Here is a 12,914-nt window from a genome sequence, read left to right as displayed (position 1 = left end):
CTAGAGCCGTTCGCTGAGCGCGAGCTTGTAGCCGACGCCGGTGACGGTCGCGATCACGGGCGTGCCGCTGCCGACGAGCTTGCGGCGCAGCCGCGCCACCAGCGCATCGACCGTGCGGATGTCGACCTCGGCCTGGCGGTTGCTGACGACCTCGATCAGATAGTCGCGGCTGAGCGGCCTGCCGTCGGCGCCGACAAGCGCCGCCAGCAGGTCGAACTCGGCCCGCGTCAGCGACACCGGCTTGCCGTCGTTGCCGAGCAGCTCGCGCCGCGTCAGATCGATGATCCAGTCGCCGAAGGCGATCGAATTGTGGTTGCGCGCCGCCTTGCGGTCGATCGAGCGCCGCCGCAGCACGCTGCGGGCGCGCGCAAGCAGGTCGCGCAGATTGATCGGCTTGGTGACGTAGTGGTCGCCCGCGATCTCGAGGCCGAGGATGCGATCGACGTCGGTGTCGCGGCGGGTCACGAAGATGATGCCCGCGTTGCTGGTCGCCTGGATTTCCTTGGCGAGCTCGAAGCCGTCGCCGTCGGGCAACTGCACGTCGAGGAAGATGAGGTCGGCGCGCCCACGCAGCGCCTGGCGGCATTCCGCGCAGGAGCCGGCGCCGACCACGTCGAAATTGTTCTCGCCGAAGTAACCGACCAGCATCGTCCGCGTCACCGGATCGTCTTCGACGACGATCAGCCGCTCGCGGCCTGCGGGACGCACGTCCTGACGTGCGGGATCAGCCACGATGGTGGATGTCCTGTGTGCTTGCGGGCCGGCCTGAAAATTCAAGTCGTCGCGCAACGCGCTGTCCTGTGAACGAACATTCACAACTGGTTCGAGCCCCCGAAATTGCCTGCTGGAATACTAGGCGTGTTGTGTTGCCTAAACAATATTGGTCACAGTCTCGACGTATAAAGTATGAATTGGCCCACAATTCTCATCCCGCGCATCATCGCGCAGGCACGGCTCGCGCGAGCGCCGGGAGCCGGCCCAAGACGGCCGACCGCGCACATCGGGACCCGGATTCAACCACCGGCTTATGCAAAGAAGCCCGTCACTTCGGAGAAACGGCAGCGCCTCCGACGCCCGATGCGGCTTGCCCCGCCGCGGACTTCAAATCTAATGTGAGTCCCCGGGGGATCTGGACGCTGGAGTAGGCGCCATGGAAGTCATACTGCTCGGCACCGGCGGCCCGCGCCCGGACCCGCGCCGCATGGCGACGACCACGCTGATCAGGCTCGGCGAAGAGAACATCCTGTTCGATGCGGGCCGCGGCGTCATGGTGCAGCTCAGCAAGGCCGGCGTGCCGCTTGGCGCCATCAACACGGTCTTTCTCACCCATCACCATTTCGACCATATCGGCGACCTCTACGATGTGATGCTGAATTCATGGATGCACGGGCGCAAGGACGCGCTGCGCATCTATGGGCCGCCGGATACCGAACGGCTGGTCAACACGCTGGTCACACAGGTCTACGACAAGGACATCACCTGGCGGGATCGGGGCGAGCCGACCTTCGGCGGCTGGAAGCCGGTCATCGCAACCGACATCATTCCGGGCCCGGTTCTCGACACCGGGCGCTGGAAGATCAGCGCCGAGCTCGTCTCGCATGGCGATGGCCTCGACATGCCGCCGGCCTTCCTCGCGCGCTGGATGTGTCTCGGCTACCGCTTCGAGGCGGAGGGCAAGGTCATCGCGATATCCGGCGACACGGTCCCCTGCCCCGGCCTGGAGCGACTGGCTGAGGGAGCCGACCTGCTGGTGCAGTGCTGCTTTCTCGCGACGCCGGAGATCAACAACGAGCACCTCCGCCGGCTTGCGAAATTCACGATCGCCTGCGGCGACACGGTCGGCAAGGTCGCGGCCAAGGCCGGCGTGAAGAAGCTCGCGCTGACCCATCACCGGCCGCGCACCGACGATTCCATGCTGAACGCGCTGCTCGCGGATGTCCGGCAGGACTATTCGGGTCCCGTCGTGCTCGGCGAGGACCTCACGCGGATCGAGGTCTGAAGGCCACCGATCTCAGGACGATGCGACCTCGATCCGGAACGACAAGCGCTCTTCGGCGCCGGCTGCGATATGCATCAGGCCGGGCTTGTCACTGAACGCGCCGTCGAAGCCGGCCGGGCTGGCATAGCCGCGCCATGGCTCGATGCAGAGGAACGGCGCGCCTGACGGTTTCGACCAGACGCCAAGCTCGCGAAAGCCGCGCCAGGACATCTTTAGCCAGGGCCCGCTGGATGCACTCGGCCCGGCCGCATAAAGCACCGAATTGCTGTCGATGCGATCGAAGATGATGGCGTCATCGACGAACAGGGATTCGGACAAGGGGAGCACGGTGCCGCTGACGGGACTTGGCTCCGTTGCCGCGCGCAGCAAGCCGCCGTCGAGACGGCGGACGGGCGACGACTCGGCGTTCGCGAAGGTCAGCGCATAGTCTTCCTTGGACACGCCGGGCTCAAGCGGCCAGTTGAATGCGGGATGGCCACCGAGCGAAGCCGGCAATGTTTCCTTGCCGGTGTTGGCGATCGTGAGCGAGAGATCGAGACCGGCGTCGTCGATCGCATAGGTGGCCGTCAGGCGGAACGCGAACGGGTAAAGCGCGCGCGTCGTCTCGCTGTCTTCGAGCACGAGCACACAGCGGCTCTCGCCGCGCTCCGCCCACGTGAAGCGGCTGTCGCGCGCAAAGCCGTGCTGGGTCATCCGGTATGTCTTGCCCCGGTGCCGCAGCTCGTCGTTGGCGAGACGCCCGACGATGGGAAACAACAGCGGCGCGTGGCGCGGCCAGGCCGGTGCGGCCTGCCAGACGAATTCGAGGCCGGCATCGCTCTTCAGCGAGCACATTTCGGCGCCGTGCGCCTTGATGGTCGCGGTCAGCCCGCCGCTGCGGATCGAGTGCGTGTCGTCGGTCATGACAATCTCCATAGCGGCAGCGAGGCCGACGGGCCGGGCGCGACCGCCTCGTGTGACCGATCATATCGCATCGAAGACGATTTCGCCCGCCTCGGGACGAGGCGGGCGAAAGGTCGCGAAGCTCAGTGCCCCGCGGCTCGTGTACTAGGCCTGAGACGACGGACGGCCGACGCTCTCGTAGGTGAAGCCGGCGGCGTGCATGTCTTCGGGGCTGTAGATGTTGCGGAGGTCGACGACGACGGGCTGCGCCATGACACTCTTCAGCCGGTCGAGATCGAGGCCGCGGAACTGCACCCATTCAGTGACGACAACCAGCGCATCGGCGCCTTGCGCACAGGAATAGGCGTCCTCGCAATAGGTGATGCTGGGCAGCTCACTCTTCGCCTGCTCCATGCCGACGGGATCGAAGGCCTTCACCTTGGCGCCCATGTCGATCAGGCCGGTCACCAGCGGGATCGACGGCGCATCGCGCATGTCGTCGGTGTCGGGCTTGAAGGTGAGGCCGAGCACGGCGATGGTCTTGCCGCGCAGCGAGCCGCCGAGCGCCTGGCTGACCTTGCGCGCCATCGCGCGCTTGCGGTTCTCGTTGACGGCCAGCACGGATTCGACGATGCGCAAGGACACGTCGTAGTCCTGCGCGATCTTGATCAGCGCCTTGGTGTCCTTCGGGAAGCACGAGCCGCCGAAGCCGGGACCTGCATGCAGGAACTTGGTGCCGATGCGGTTGTCCAGGCCAATGCCGCGCGCGACCTCCTGCACGTTGGCCCCGACCTTTTCGGAAAGGTCCGCGATCTCGTTGATGAAGGTGATCTTGGTCGCGAGGAACGCGTTGGCAGCGTATTTGATCATCTCGGCGGTGCGGCGCGCCGTGAACATCAGCGGCGCCTGGTTCAGCGACAGCGGGCGATAGATGTCGCCCATCACCTTGCGGGCGCGCTCGTCGGAGGTGCCGACCACGACGCGGTCCGGGAACTTGAAGTCGCGGATCGCCGCGCCCTCGCGCAGGAATTCGGGGTTGGAGGCGACGACGACGTCGGCGTTGGGATTGGTTTCGCGGATGATGCGCTCGACCTCGTCGCCGGTGCCGACCGGCACGGTCGACTTGGTCACGACGACGGTGAAGCCCGACAGCGACTGCGCGATCTCTTTCGCGGCGGCGTAGACGTAGGACAGATCGGCGTGGCCGTCACCGCGGCGCGACGGCGTGCCGACCGCGATGAAGACGGCATCGGCGTCCGCGACCGGCTTCGACAGGTCGGTGGTGAAGTCGAGCCGCTTGGCCTTGACGTTGGTCGCGACCAGCTCGTCGAGCCCGGGCTCGTAGATCGGGATCTCGCCGCGATGGAGCGCCGCGATCTTCTTCTCGTCCTTGTCGACGCAGGTGACGTCGTGACCGAAATCCGCAAAGCAGGCCCCGGACACCAGTCCCACATAGCCCGTTCCGATCATCGCGATTCGCATGAAAGACTCTTTCCGTTGAAGACGGATGCTCCACTGAACACCCTAGACCAATTCTCTATCCGACCGCACGCCCAACATTAGGGCAGCCTGCATCACCTGCCGAACAAACCTTCACCGCCTTGCGCGGGGGCAACGGCGGACATTTCCCAAAACGCGCCGCATATGCAGTCGACATATGCGACCGGTGCGCTGCACTTAACCATCGGTCCGGATGCGGAACACGGTGTTGGCGCGGTCGCGAGGTTACACGCCGTGGTACTTTCGATACCACTCGACGAAGCGGCCGAGACCCTCCGCAAGCGGCGTCGAAGGCGCGAAACCGACGTCGCGCTGGAGCGCGGAAATGTCGGCGCGCGTCTCCAGGACGTCGCCGGCCTGCATCGGCAGCAGCTTGCGGATCGCCGGCTTGCCGATGATCTTCTCCAGCGTCTCGACGAACTCGATCAGATTGACCGACCGGTTGTTGCCGATGTTGTAGACGCGATACGGCGCATAGCTCGTCGAGTTTTCCGGCGCTTCCGCGTTCCACGCGGGATTCGGCGTCGCGGGCCGGTCGAGGGTGCGGATGACGCCCTCGACGATGTCGTCGACATAGGTGAAGTCGCGCCACATGTCGCCATTATTGAAAATCTTGATCGGCTCATTGGCGAAGATCGCGCGCGTGAACAGCCAGGCGGCCATGTCGGGCCGGCCCCACGGACCGTAGACGGTGAAGAAGCGCAGACCGGTCACCGGCAGCTTGTGAACATGGGCGTAGGTGTGCGCCATCAATTCGTTGGCCTTCTTGCTCGCGGCGTAAAGGCTGACCGGATGGTTCACCGAATGCTCGGTCGAATACGGCAAGGTGCGGTTGGCGCCGTAGACGGAGCTCGACGAGGCGTAGACGAGATGCGCCACACCATGGCGCCGGCCGGCTTCGAGCACGGTGACGAAGCCGTCGCAATTGGCGCGGATGCTGGTGATGGGATCGTCGATCGACGCACGCACGCCTGGCTGCGCCGCCAGATGCACGACCCGATCGGGCGAGACCTCGTCGAAAACGCGCGTCACCGCGGCGAAGTCCGCAAGATCGATCTCGTGGAAGCTGAACCCGGGACGGTGCTCGAGCGTTGCAAGGCGTGCACGTTTCAGCGCGGGATCATAATACGGAGTGAGCGCATCGATGCCAACGACCTGCTCGCCACGCGCCAACAGCCGTTCACAAACGTGCATTCCGATAAAGCCGGCAGCACCGGTAACGATCACTGGCCGCAAATTTGTCACCTCGTTGATTCCGCGAATGCAATGCCAGACCAGGACATGAGAGGCAAGGTTCGGACGATCACGACAATCGTCAAATCAGGCGCTCATGTAAGCGCATCGAAATGTGTAGGAAACATGATGGCGCCATGCATCCTCGCATGCTATCCGCCTGCGAGGATGCTCGGACGATAGCTCCACATGTGTTACACCGCATAGATCGTATATTCGGCGCGAATGCTCAGTCTTGAGGCAACGTTCGCGCAGGATACCCACCGTAAGACACCCACGAAAAACAAGACACTCACGAAGAAAAAGATCGGCTTTGAAACTCTCCATCAATGGCAGGTTCCTGTCACAGTCGCTAACCGGCGTGCAGCGCTATGCCGCCGAAATCGTCAAGGCGATGGACCGTTTGCTGGCGAGCGGAGAGGCTCCGCGACAACTCCTGGACGCAGAGTGGCAAGTGCTGTCGCCGCCGAACGCGCAGCCGCTCCCCGGTCTTCGCCGTATCAACGTCAGGCAGGTCGGATCGTTGCAGGGGCACGCGTGGGACCAGATCGATCTGGCACGCGCGGCCGCCGGCACGCGCCTCATCAGCCTCGCCAATTCCGGCCCCGTGCTTCATCGCGACCACCTGGTCGTGATTCACGATGCGCAGGTTTTCAAACGTCCGGACTTCTTCAGCTGGCGCTACCTCGCCCTGCATCGGACGCTCGGCCATTTGCTGGCACGCACAGCAACGATCGCAACAGTTTCCACGTTTTCGCGCAACGAACTTGCCGAGGCGCTGTCGCTTGATCCTGCGTCGATCCCCGTCATCCCCAACAGCGCAGAGCACTTCGCCACCGTCGTGCCCGATTTCTCGATCATCGAAAAGCTGCATCTTGCGCCCTACGGGTTCTTCCTCTTCGTCGGCTCGATGACGAAGAACAAGAATGTCGACACCGCCATTCGCGCCGCCGAGCGGCTTGGCCGCGCGGATTTTCCGCTGGTCGTGGTCGGAGGCGACAACAGCAAGGTCTTTGGCGGCAACGCCATGGAATCGAGAACCGGCGTCGTCGTCGCCGGGCGCCTCAAGGACGAGGAGATCGCGGCGCTGTTCGCTCGAGCTGCCGCGTTCGTTTTTCCCAGCCTCTACGAGGGCTTCGGCATACCTCCCCTGGAGGCGATGTACTTCGCCTGCCCGGTGATCGCGAGTTCGGCCGCAGCCGTGCGCGAAACTTGCGACGACGCGGCCGTTTATTTCGACCCCCTCAACGCGGGCGAGCTTTCGGCACGAATGCACGAAAGAATTGCACTCGGCCGGATCTCGCCGGCGGAACAGGAGAAGCAGCAGAGGCGACTGGCGACATATTCCTGGGCCAAGTCCGCCGCAGCGATGCTCGAATTCCTCGCCAAACCCGCTCCCCACGCCGCATCCAGCCGTCAGACACAATGACGCGGCCCAAATATTGCTGCTTCGAGACGTTAGACGCGCGCCTGCAATATCCGGCGCCTGCAAGCCAAGAAAGGAATGACCGTTGTCCAGCGGCCTGAAAGTCCTGCATGTCGCCGAAACGGTCAGAGGCGGCATCGCGACCTACCTCAACGAGCTGCATCCGCATCAATGCGCGAGCTTCGGGCGCGGCAACGTCAACTATGTCGTCCCGTCCGATCATCGCAGCGATCTGGTGAACATCGAGGATGATGCCATCACCACGTTTCCGCGCGACGGCCGCAACGCGGTCGGCCTGTTTCGCATGCTGTCTGCGACCATGCGTGCGGTCCGGGAGTTTCGGCCCGACGTCATCCATCTTCACTCGTCCTTCGCCGGGCTCGTGGTGCGCCCGGTGCTCTGGCTGACCTATCGGCGTTCACGCATCGTCTATTGCCCGCACGGATGGGCATTCGGCCGCGAGACCGGCCGCCTCAGCCGCGAAGTCACGAAGTTCACCGAGCTCGTGCTGTCGAAATTCACCCACCGCATCGTGTGCATCTCGGAAAGCGAGCGGACCGATGCGATGCAGGTCGGGATCGCGGCGAACCGCCTCGTTCTTGTGCACAACGGGATTTCCAAGCAGCGGCCCGTGCTCGACACGCGCGCAGCGCCGTGGCGATCGGAGAAGATCAAGGTCCTCTTCATCGGACGCCTCGACCGCCAGAAGGGGTATGATCTCCTCATCGAGGCGGCCCGCGCGCTCGGAAACACGCTGGATGTGCGCCTGATCGGCGCGTCGGTCGTCAGCAAATTCCACCGAAGCGATCTGCCGGCCAACGTTTCCTTCCTGGGCTGGATGAACCGCAACCAGATCGAGGCCGAGCTCGACCAGGCCGACATGGTCGCAATTCCGTCACGCTGGGAGGCGTTTGGCCTGGTGGCGATCGAGGCCATGCGGGCGGCCAAGCCGATCATCGCCTTCCGCATCGGCGCCCTGCCGGAAATCGTCGAAGACAATGCGACGGGCGTGCTGTGCGACGAGGTCTCGGCGGAAAAGCTGGTTGAAGGTTTTCAGCGCGCAAGCCGGCTGGACCTGCCTGCGGTCGGCCGGGCCGGATATGAGCGCTTCAGCCGCCTCTACGACATCGAGCAGACGCACCGCACCCTGAGCCAGGTCTATGCCGACGTCCTGCACGTGCGGACAAGCGAATCCGGGCAGCAGGCGAAGCTGCAATCCGACTTCCCGAACAATCTGCGGTCGTAGCGGCCGTGCGATCAAGCCATCCGGCGGGCATCGCCCTGCGCGAACTCGCCGTCACTCACACGGTTGTCGGAGAACGACCACGCAATTGCGGAGGCGACCATCATCGCGCAGGTGAGAAAGCCGGCTGCGAACAGCAGTGATCCGGTGTGCAACATTGTCTTCGCCTTCCCTTTTGGTTTGGCCGACAAGTAGGCGGATCAGGATTAGGAAGACCTTACGGACGCCAGCGCGCGGCCAGCTTCCGAATCTAAGCGTTAACGGAGGTGGAATCCCGCCGCAGAAATATCGGTGCGATCACCCGGCGAGGGCGTCCGCTCAGGCTCCATGCCCGCCGCAGGACGACGAAAACACAACGCAGGGTCACTCAAAATCGGATCCAAGACTTGAAGTTTAGGCGATCTCATCTCGCGACGATGCAATTCCATCTGCGCGCCGCAGCTCACTAGTTCAGTCGCGGCCTCAATCGTGACATCGATCGGACACGTGTATGTCTAGTTTGCGAACTGCTTATAAAAGAGTACGTCGCGCACAAATTTTGCACAGCGATTCTGACGTGTATCTCGGTTCACAAGTTGCAATAAGGTCACAGCCATAAGTGCTTTACCATAAAGTCGAAGAGGCAGCAGTGACTCACCCGCACGATGGTTGGTACGGTGATTCCGATTTTAAATGAGTACGAGGGAATGGTGGTGGCTAAGACCGAACGTTTTTCTTTTGATTTCGGGATTAGTCGAATCCTGGCGCTGGCTGCTGTCGGCATCTCGCTGGCGGGTTGCGCGGGCTTCATCCCTCTGGACTCTCCGGATGCCGTTGCCACGCAGACCAACGCTGCGCTGGTCACCGAGCCGACCGCACCGCTCGCCTATGCCCTGATGCCGGTCAATCCGGCGATCGTTCAGGCGACCAACGCCTTCACCGATTCCTCCGGGATGGTGTTCTCGCGTCTTCCCGGCGGCAATTATCGCGACGTCACGATCGGCATCGGCGACATCGTCACCGTAACCGTGTACGAAGCGCAGGCGGGCGGCCTATTCATTCCGCGCGAAGCGGGCGTCCGGCCGGGTAACTTCGTCGACATTCCGCGTCAGCAGGTCGACCAGTCCGGCAACATCAACATTCCCTACGCCGGATCGATCAAGGTCGCCGGGCTGACGCCGCGCGCCGTGTCGAACATCATCCGCGAGCGCCTCAAGGACCGCGCCATCGATCCGCAGGCGGTCGTGAGCGTGGCCGAGCAGCGCGGCAACCAGATCAGCGTGCTCGGCGAGGTCAACTCGCCGCTCCGCTTTCCGGTCGACCCCGGCGGCATTCGCCTGATGGGCGCGATCGCGCGCGCCGGCGGCCCGAAATACCCTTCCTACGAGAGTACGATCACGATCAAGCGCGAGGGCCGCACCTACAATGAGTCGATGTCGACCGTGGTGCACCATCCCGGCGAGGACGTCCTGCTCGCGCCGGGCGACGTCGTCTTCCTGACCCGCATTCCGCGCGTCTACATGGTGTTCGGTTCGACGCCGTCGCCGGGATCGATCGGCGGCACCAACAATCGCCGCTTCTCGTTCGAGAACGACAACATGTCGCTGGCTGAAGCCATCGCGAAGGCGGGCGGCCTCGACGGCAACCGTGCGGATTCCAAGTCCATCTACGTCTACCGTTTCGAGCCGAAGCCGCTCCTGGAGCGTATCGGGGTCGAAGTATCCCAGTTCCCGACCAAGACGATCCCCGCCGTCTACAAGTTCGACATGAGCAAGCCCGACGGCTGGTTCCAGGCGGATACGTTCAGGATGCGCGATCATGACGTGATTTCGGTGGCGGAATCGCCGTCGACCGAATTCGTCAAGCTGATGAACCCGCTGAACGCGGCGACCACGAATGCGGACAACATCAGCACGGTGATCGTGAACTCCAAATAGCCCAACTCGGCGCGCTCCGTGGGGGCGCGCGGACAAGGTCGCCTCACCCAATTCGGGCCACAGAAGAGGATTAGCCTTGTCGAGTTGACGCGAGCAGGAGTGGATACGAGCGTGACGGAGCCAAAGAGGAAACGAGCCTTGCGTCGTTTCCGGATGCTGATGTGCGGTCTCTGCGCCGCGACCGGCCTCTCATATCCTGCGAACGCGCAGACCGCGCAGCCGCTCGACCAACGTTTCCTGCTGGGCGTCGGTACGCACCAGGGCCTGGGCGGCGTCACCAGCGCTCGCGGTTACGTACCTGCGACGGCCATCAAGCAAATGAAGGAGCTCGGGGTCACCGCGTTCCGGGACGATTTCCCTTGGTCGGATTTCGAGTTGCCCGGCAAGCGGCTCGGCTTCAACGCCCTGAACGGCCGCCTCGAGACCCAGATCAGGTCCGGTGTCGGAATTCCTCTGCTCATTCTCGGAGCCGGCCATCACCTCGTCCCGAACTCCGATCCGCCGACGACCGACGAAGCGCGCCAGAGATTCGTCACCTATGCAGCGGCGGCCGCGCAAGCGGTCGCAGCGCGGCAGCCCATCTTCGAATTGTGGAACGAGTACAATCTCCGAGCGCGCGCAGAGCCGCAATTCACGGTCGAAAATTACGTGACGCTTGCCCGTTTGGTGCAGCCGGCGGTCAAGCAGGCGGCGCCTTCTGCGCCCTTCGTGGTGGGCGCACTCGGCGACGATCCGGGCTGGAAATGGACCGACGCCCTGCTGAAGACCGACCTGCCTCGCATCGCCGACGGCATGTCCATCCACATCTACAACCATTGCCTGCCGCCGGCCGGGCGCACCGCGGCTGAAGCGATCGAGCGATTGGAAAACTTTCATCAACGCGTCGCACAGGCGACCGGCAATCCCAACTATCCGATCTACCTGACTGAAACGGGCTGGCCGACCCCGACCGCGAAATGCGGCGTGAACGAGCAGCTCTCGGCCGACAACATGGCGCAGATCATCCTCTGGTCATCGACCGCGGGTCCCTGGCTCAAGGGAATATGGCTCTACGAGCTCAAGGACAGCGGGACGAAGCCCGGCGAACTCGAGGACAATTTCGGCATCTATCATTTCGACAATTCGCCGAAGCCCGCGGTGTGTTCCATTCGCGAAAGCTGGGCCTTCATCCGTACGAGCCTGAAGGCGGCGCGCACCACGCCGATGCCGGGCGTCGTGCAGATCCGCAGTGACAGCGGATCCGAGACGAAAGTGGCGCTTTGGTCGGAGAATCCGTCGAAGCGCTTCGAAGTTCGATTAAAAAATGCGGAACCGAATGCCGAGATCAGCTATGTATGTCAGCAAGCACCGGGCTCTGCCGCCGGCGCCTGGACGGCGTTATCGACGACGCCCCTGCTTGTCAGTGTCAAGGGCACGACCGTGCCGGATTTCGAGATTCGGCCATCGAACTGACGCTGCGGCGGACTGCGCAATCCGGGGCTATCCTTGAAGATACTGATCGTTAACACGCTCTATCCGCCCGAAATCATCGGCGGCGCCGAAGTGTCTGTGTCGCTGCTCGCGGAGGCGCTGGTTCAGCGCGGCCACCAGGTTGCCGTGGTCTGCCTTCAGAACAAGCAGGATCGCACCGTCAACGAGCTCAGGGGCGTGCGCATCTACCGGGTGCCGCTGGACAACGACTACTGGCCGTTCGGCAACGACAGGAAGCCCTCCTCGGTCCAGCGCCTGAAGTGGCATCTCCAGGACACGTGGAATCGCAAGTCCGCGGCGCGTTTCGCCGAAATTCTCGATCTCGAAAAGCCCGAGGTCGTCCACACCAACAACCTCACCGGATTTTCGGTCTCGTTGTGGGCGGAAGCCAGGCGGCGCAACATCCGGATCGTGCACACCTTGCGCGACTATTCCCTGCTCTGCAAACGCTCGACGTTGTTTCGCGGAGACGCGACATGTGCGCAGCGCTGCACCCTCTGCGCGGCCATGACGTCTCCCTATCTGCTGGCCTCGCGCATGGTCGATGCGGTGGTCTCGAACAGCCAGTTCGTGCTCGACCAGCATACCAGGCTGAAATACTTCCCGGGCACCGATGGCCGGGTCATCTTCAACATCGCCGATCCAAGCTCCGTAGTACCCTCACCTCCCTCGAGCTCGGATGACCTGATATTCGGGTTCATCGGCCGGCTCGAGGCGGAAAAAGGTATCGAAGTGGTACTAAAAGCTGCCGCGCAGCTCCCCGACCAGGGATGGCAACTGAAAATTGCCGGAAAGGGGCTTGAGGATTACGTCCGGGGGCTCAAAAGCCGCAGCGGGAGGAACGTCGAATGGCTTGGCTTTGCAAAGGCGGCCGAATTCTATGCCAGCATCGACGTGTGCCTGGTGAGTTCGGTCTGGCCGGAGCCGCTGCCCCGGACGTTGATCGAAAGCATCAACGCCGGCCGGGCAACTATTTGCTCCACAGCAGGAGGGATTCCCGAGATCGCGGGGTTTTCCAACATGGTTGGGTCCTACGAGCCCAACGATCATAAGCGACTGGGAGAACTGATGCTGAAGGCCGTCAACGAGAGATCACGCTGGAAGCTCGCCCGGCCTCCGCAGCCCGGATTTGCCGAGAGGTTCTCTGCCGATTCAGTGACAGGTCAATATTTGGACGTCTATTTGAATAACAGTCGAACGAGCCGGCAATAGGCCGAAACGGAGATTTCACGAAGCCATTTGGCA

The 12,914-nt window shown here is 63.1% G+C and carries 11 protein-coding genes; 6 read left to right on the top strand and 5 right to left on the bottom strand.

Features of this window, described 5'->3' with window-relative positions; translation table 11 throughout:
• Complete coding sequence (locus AAFG50_RS10595) at positions 1 to 816, bottom strand: response regulator transcription factor (protein ID WP_011085173.1); 816 nt, start codon at positions 814 to 816, stop codon at positions 1 to 3.
• Positions 817 to 1,150: 334 nt separating this feature from the next.
• Here AAFG50_RS10595 and AAFG50_RS10590 point away from each other — a divergent pair, with 334 nt between their 5' ends.
• Positions 1,151 to 1,999 (top strand): MBL fold metallo-hydrolase, encoded by an 849-nt coding sequence (locus tag AAFG50_RS10590; RefSeq protein WP_011085172.1) that lies wholly within the window; start codon positions 1,151 to 1,153, stop codon positions 1,997 to 1,999.
• A gap of 12 nt (positions 2,000 to 2,011) precedes the next feature.
• Here the strand turns inward: AAFG50_RS10590 and AAFG50_RS10585 are convergent, their stop codons facing one another.
• From AAFG50_RS10585 to AAFG50_RS10575, 3 genes are all read right to left on the bottom strand, one after another.
• Complete coding sequence (locus tag AAFG50_RS10585; protein ID WP_028175095.1) at positions 2,012 to 2,902, bottom strand: aldose 1-epimerase family protein; 891 nt, start codon at positions 2,900 to 2,902, stop codon at positions 2,012 to 2,014.
• A gap of 144 nt (positions 2,903 to 3,046) precedes the next feature.
• On the bottom strand, positions 3,047 to 4,363 hold the full coding sequence (locus AAFG50_RS10580) for a UDP-glucose/GDP-mannose dehydrogenase family protein (protein ID WP_011085170.1): 1,317 nt from the start codon (positions 4,361 to 4,363) through the stop codon (positions 3,047 to 3,049).
• A 243-nt stretch (positions 4,364 to 4,606) separates the two neighbouring features.
• Positions 4,607 to 5,617 (bottom strand): NAD-dependent epimerase, encoded by a 1,011-nt coding sequence (locus AAFG50_RS10575; protein ID WP_028174325.1) that lies wholly within the window; start codon positions 5,615 to 5,617, stop codon positions 4,607 to 4,609.
• Between the two features lie 310 nt (positions 5,618 to 5,927).
• Between AAFG50_RS10575 and AAFG50_RS10570 the strand changes: the two genes are divergently transcribed.
• Both AAFG50_RS10570 and AAFG50_RS10565 read left to right on the top strand, forming a co-directional pair.
• Positions 5,928 to 7,043, top strand: coding sequence for a glycosyltransferase family 1 protein (locus AAFG50_RS10570; RefSeq protein WP_028174324.1), 1,116 nt, complete (start codon positions 5,928 to 5,930; stop codon positions 7,041 to 7,043).
• 82 nt (positions 7,044 to 7,125) lie between these two features.
• Positions 7,126 to 8,286 carry a glycosyltransferase family 4 protein gene (locus tag AAFG50_RS10565; RefSeq protein ID WP_028174323.1) on the top strand — a complete coding sequence of 387 codons (1,161 nt, stop codon included), beginning with the start codon at positions 7,126 to 7,128 and terminating at the stop codon, positions 8,284 to 8,286.
• A gap of 11 nt (positions 8,287 to 8,297) precedes the next feature.
• On the opposite strand, the gene AAFG50_RS10560 is transcribed toward AAFG50_RS10565, so the two are convergent.
• Positions 8,298 to 8,441 carry a hypothetical protein gene (locus AAFG50_RS10560; RefSeq protein ID WP_165448142.1) on the bottom strand — a complete coding sequence of 48 codons (144 nt, stop codon included), beginning with the start codon at positions 8,439 to 8,441 and terminating at the stop codon, positions 8,298 to 8,300.
• 528 nt (positions 8,442 to 8,969) lie between these two features.
• Here AAFG50_RS10560 and AAFG50_RS10555 point away from each other — a divergent pair.
• The 3 genes from AAFG50_RS10555 to AAFG50_RS10545 all read left to right on the top strand — a co-directional run bounded on the left by AAFG50_RS10555 (position 8,970) and on the right by AAFG50_RS10545 (position 12,881).
• Positions 8,970 to 10,199 carry a polysaccharide biosynthesis/export family protein gene (locus AAFG50_RS10555; RefSeq protein ID WP_039183945.1) on the top strand — a complete coding sequence of 410 codons (1,230 nt, stop codon included), beginning with the start codon at positions 8,970 to 8,972 and terminating at the stop codon, positions 10,197 to 10,199.
• A gap of 159 nt (positions 10,200 to 10,358) precedes the next feature.
• Complete coding sequence (locus AAFG50_RS10550) at positions 10,359 to 11,651, top strand: hypothetical protein (protein WP_049832526.1); 1,293 nt, start codon at positions 10,359 to 10,361, stop codon at positions 11,649 to 11,651.
• 33 nt (positions 11,652 to 11,684) lie between these two features.
• Positions 11,685 to 12,881 (top strand): glycosyltransferase family 4 protein, encoded by a 1,197-nt coding sequence (locus tag AAFG50_RS10545; protein WP_028174320.1) that lies wholly within the window; start codon positions 11,685 to 11,687, stop codon positions 12,879 to 12,881.
• Positions 12,882 to 12,914 lie beyond the last annotated feature (33 nt).

Source organism: Bradyrhizobium sp. B039, from assembly GCF_038965675.1.
GTDB classification, from domain to species: domain Bacteria; phylum Pseudomonadota; class Alphaproteobacteria; order Rhizobiales; family Xanthobacteraceae; genus Bradyrhizobium; species Bradyrhizobium diazoefficiens.
Note: the sequence above shows the minus strand (reverse complement) of the source record. Positions and strands in the feature narration are given on the sequence as shown.

Bases quoted from the DNA above. Each gene is read 5' to 3' on its own strand.
- AAFG50_RS10590 (WP_011085172.1), top strand. From the start codon at position 1,151: ATGGAAGTCATACTGCTCGGCACCGGCGGCCCGCGCCCGGACCCGCGC.
- AAFG50_RS10585 (WP_028175095.1), bottom strand. From the start codon at position 2,902: ATGACCGACGACACGCACTCGATCCGCAGCGGCGGGCTGACCGCGACC.
- AAFG50_RS10580 (WP_011085170.1), bottom strand. From the start codon at position 4,363: ATGCGAATCGCGATGATCGGAACGGGCTATGTGGGACTGGTGTCCGGG.
- AAFG50_RS10560 (WP_165448142.1), bottom strand. From the start codon at position 8,441: ATGTTGCACACCGGATCACTGCTGTTCGCAGCCGGCTTTCTCACCTGC.
- AAFG50_RS10555 (WP_039183945.1), top strand. From the start codon at position 8,970: ATGGTGGTGGCTAAGACCGAACGTTTTTCTTTTGATTTCGGGATTAGT.
- AAFG50_RS10550 (WP_049832526.1), top strand. From the start codon at position 10,359: ATGTGCGGTCTCTGCGCCGCGACCGGCCTCTCATATCCTGCGAACGCG.